The organism is Actinomadura logoneensis (assembly GCF_003428695.1).
Taxonomy (GTDB): Bacteria; Actinomycetota; Actinomycetes; order Streptosporangiales; family Streptosporangiaceae; genus Spirillospora; species Spirillospora logoneensis.
Genome location: NZ_QURH01000758.1, coordinates 1 through 3,801, shown reverse-complemented (window position 1 = coordinate 3,801; position 3,801 = coordinate 1). Strand labels below are relative to the sequence as shown.

The 3,801-nt window shown below is 73.8% G+C and carries 3 protein-coding genes; 2 read left to right on the top strand and 1 reads right to left on the bottom strand.

Annotated elements, in window-relative coordinates; genetic code table 11:
- The first annotated feature begins 181 nt into the window (after positions 1-181).
- Complete coding sequence (locus DZF91_RS26845; RefSeq protein ID WP_235834595.1) at positions 182-487, top strand: hypothetical protein; 306 nt, start codon at positions 182-184, stop codon at positions 485-487.
- A gap of 64 nt (positions 488-551) precedes the next feature.
- Here DZF91_RS26845 and DZF91_RS26840 read toward each other — a convergent pair whose 3' ends face one another.
- Complete coding sequence (locus tag DZF91_RS26840) at positions 552-1,742, bottom strand: saccharopine dehydrogenase family protein (protein WP_117359954.1); 1,191 nt, start codon at positions 1,740-1,742, stop codon at positions 552-554.
- Between the two features lie 232 nt (positions 1,743-1,974).
- On the opposite strand from DZF91_RS26840, the gene DZF91_RS26835 reads away from it, so the two are divergent.
- Positions 1,975-3,717, top strand: coding sequence for an alpha/beta hydrolase-fold protein (locus tag DZF91_RS26835; protein ID WP_117359953.1), 1,743 nt, complete (start codon positions 1,975-1,977; stop codon positions 3,715-3,717).
- Positions 3,718-3,801 lie beyond the last annotated feature (84 nt).

The following is a 3,801-nucleotide window of genomic DNA, read 5'->3' as shown; positions in this document are numbered from 1 at the left end:
GACGTCCGGGCGCGTGCCCGCTCCCCGGCGGCCGGCCGGGGACCGCCGCCGTCCGCGGCGGTTGCGGCGGTCACGGGGTTCTCCGCACACTTGACGCACCGGCCGGGAGTCCGCCCGGCCCCTCGCACCCGCTGGAGGTGTGATGCCCTGCTTCCGCTGCGGGGCGCGGCAGACCGATCCCGTGCGAGGCTCCAGCCCCTGGCGGCGCGGGGTCCTCGCCGACCACCAGGTCCTGGTCTGCCCGGCCTGCCAGCGCGTGGACGGGTGGGCCGACGCCCTCGACCACTGCGCGTCCTGCGGCTCGGCCGCGCTCGTCTGCCGCCTCGGGGACGTGGAGTGCCGCGACTGCGGCCACACCCGGGAGGCCGTCCGGGACGAGGCGACCCGGACGGCCGGGGGCGTGCCCGCCGCGGCGGCCTCGGGGGGCGACCTCTCCACGGAGGTCGCCGCTGCCCTGGATCGCGTCCTCGGCCGCCCGCTGACCTAGGGGTGCCTCGAAGCCACCCGCCCTACGGCGCGACGCCCGGCCGCGCGCCTCGCGGGGTCAGGGGTCAGGGGGAGGTCGTGGAGAGGACGCGGAAGGTCAGGCCCGCCTTGACGAGGCGGTCGATGAGCGCGTCGCCCATGGCCTGCGCCGTCGTGAGCTGGCCCGCGACGTCCGGGAGGTCGTCCTGCGCGAGGCACAGGGCCGACTCGGCGAGCATCTTGGAGGTCTCGCCGTAGCCCGGATCGCCGCCCGCCACCTCGGTCACCACGCGCTCGCCGCCGCCCTCGCCGACGAAGGTGAGCGAGAACCAGTGCCCGGCGCGCCGCTCGGCGGACGGCCCCTCGCCGGGCGTGCCGAGCTTCAGCAGCAGCGAGCGGGTCGGCGGCAACTGCGCGGCGGCGAGCACGCCCACGGTGCCGAGGGCGAGCCCGACGGCGCTCGGCAGCCGCTTCACCGCCAGGAAGTGGCCGAAGGTGAAGTCCGGGCCGTAGCGGTCGAGCGCCGCGGCCGAGCGGGCGACGATCTGCGAGTCGATGACCGGCAGGGGCAGCGTCCAGCCGGCGCGGGCGCGGGGAACGGGGCCGCGCGCGACCCGCACCCGGCGACCGTCCGCGGGGGCGGGCTCGACGCGCCGCCGCTCCCGCTCGGCGCGGACCATGCCCGGCACGTCCGCGAAGATGCCGACCGACGAGTGCAGTGTCCCGCCCGAGAACATGCCGTTGACCCGCAGGAACGCCTCGACGCGCAGCGGGACGCCCTCCGGCAGTTGCTGGACGGTGAAGTACGTGCCGAGGTCGGACGGGATGGAGTCGAAACCGCAGGCGTGCACGATTCGCGCCCCGGACCGGACGGCCTGCTCGTGGTGCTCGACGTACATCCGGTCGACGAAGGTCGGCTCGCCGGTGAGGTCGACGTAGTCGGTGCCGAGCCGGGCGCAGGCGGCGACGAGGGGTTCGCCGAGCCGGACGTACGGGCCGACGGTGGAGACCACCACCCGGGCGGCCCCGGCGACGCGCTCGATCGAGGCGGCGTCGGAGGTGTCGGCGCGCAGAAGCGGCAGCTCGGCGAGCGTGGGGTCGATCGCGGCGAGCCGGTCGCGGACGGCCTCCAGCTTCCGCGGGTCGCGTCCGGCGAGCGCCCAGCGGAGGCCGGGTTCGGCCTTCGCGGCGAGGTACTCGGCGGTCAGGCCGCCGGTGAACCCGGTGGCGCCGAACAGCACGATGTCGTAGGGACGGCCGGTCCCGGCTGTGGTCATGGCTGAGCCTCCTCCACGGGTACGGACCCGATTGTGTCGGACGCGGTGATCCGGCGCGCGGCCGGGAGCCCCCTTGAAAGCGGCCCGGAGCCCGCGAGAAAGGGACGTGTCGGGCCTGTCCTTGCGATCATCGCCCAAACCGCCGTCCCGACTTCTGTGACCGGTGATACGAAAGTTCCGCGCGGGGGGATTGATCCGAGCGGAAGCTCCTCATCCCCCTGGAGGTGGGCCCATGCGGGCTCGGCTCGCCGGCGCGCTGTGCGCCGTACTGCTCGTGGTGACCGGGACGACCGCGGCCGGGGTGTCCGGCCACGGCCGGCTCCGGTTCGCCGTCACCCTCTCGCCGTCCGTCGCCAAGGCCGCGGTGGACGGACGCGCCTACGTGATCGTCTCCCGGAAGGGGGACTCCGAGCCCCGCGACCAGACCGACATCACCGGCGGCGTCCCCTTCTGGGGCCGGAACGCCGACGGCGTGCGGCCGGGCGGGAGCGTCGTCCTGGACGCGGGCGCCGGGACGTACGGCTACCCGCTCAGGAGCATCGCGTCGCTGCCCGCCGGGCGGTACTCGGTGCAGGCGTTCTTCAACACCTACGACACGTTCCGGCGCGGCGACGGCTCCACGGTGAAGATGCACATGCCCTGCGGGGACGGCATGAACCTGTTCGCGTCCCCCGGAAACTTCTCCAGCACCCCGCGCCGGGTGGACATCGACCCCGCGCACGGCGGGACGGTCCAGCTGACCCTGGACCGGCTGATCGCGCCGTCCCAGCCGGTTCCGCCGGGCGGCACCTGCCAGCAGGGCAACCCGGCCGACACCGCGCACGTGAAGCACGTCAAGATCCAGAGCCCGTCGCTGTCGGCGTTCTGGGGACGGCCCATCTACATCGGCGCGAACATCCTGCTCCCGGCCGGATACGACCCGGACGGGACCGTCCGGTACCCGGTCGAGTACCACTTCGGGCACTTCACGACGAACGCCCCGCGCGGTTTCCGGGAGGACGGCGGCAACGCGTTCTCCAAGTGGTGGCTGTCGGACGCGGCGCCGCGCTTCATCGTCGTCGAACTCCGCGAGGAGAACCCGTTCTACGACACGTCCTACGCCGTGGACACGCCGAACCTCGGGCCCTACGGGCAGGCGACCACGCGCGAGCTGATCCCGGCGATCGACGCGCGGTTCCACACCATCGCCGAGCCGTACGGGCGCGTCACCAGCGGCGGCTCGACCGGCGGGTGGATGGCCCTTGCCGGCCAGATCTTCTATCCGGACGTCTACGGCGGCGCGTTCGCCGGCTACCCCGACCCGGTGGACCTGCGCCGCGAGCAGATCGTCAACGTGTACGGCGACGGGAACGCCTACGAGACCGTCCGCGAATGGGACCGGACGCCGCGTCCGGACAGCCGGAACGTCGCGGGTGACACGAACTACGTCAACGCGCAGGAGAACCTGTGGGAGCTGGCCCGCGGCGACAGGGACCGCTCGGGCGGTTCCTGGGCCATGTGGGAGGCCCTGTTCAGCCCCCGGGGCCGGGACGGCTATCCGGCCCTGGCCTGGGACAAGGCGTCCGGGACGATCGACCACGCGGTGACGGCCGGGTGGAGGGCGATGGACCTGTCCGCGAAGGTCGCCGCCGAATGGCCGACGCTCGGCCCCAAGCTCCAGGGAAAGGTCTTCGTGTACGTCGGGGACACCGACACCTACTTCCTGAACACCGCCGTGGAGCTGTTCCAGCAGCGGACCGACGCCCTGACCAGCCCGCAGTCCGGCTTCACCTTCGTTTACGGCCGGGCCAAGCAGCACGGTTGGTCGCCCTACACGGCGCAGGAGTGGTTCCAGATCTACGCCGACTACATCGCCCGCCACGCGCCCGAGGGCACCGACGTCTCCGCCTGGCGCGGTCCGCGCGTCGCGCCGCGACTGAGGCTCTCGGGAGGGGAGATCGTCCCGCCGGAGAAGCACGTCGGCCTGCCACGATGACCGTTCCATGAGCTGATCGGCGTCCGCGGCCGGATCGCGCCGCCCTCCCCGGCGCCGGACGGGCCGTTCCCTCGGCCCGTCCGG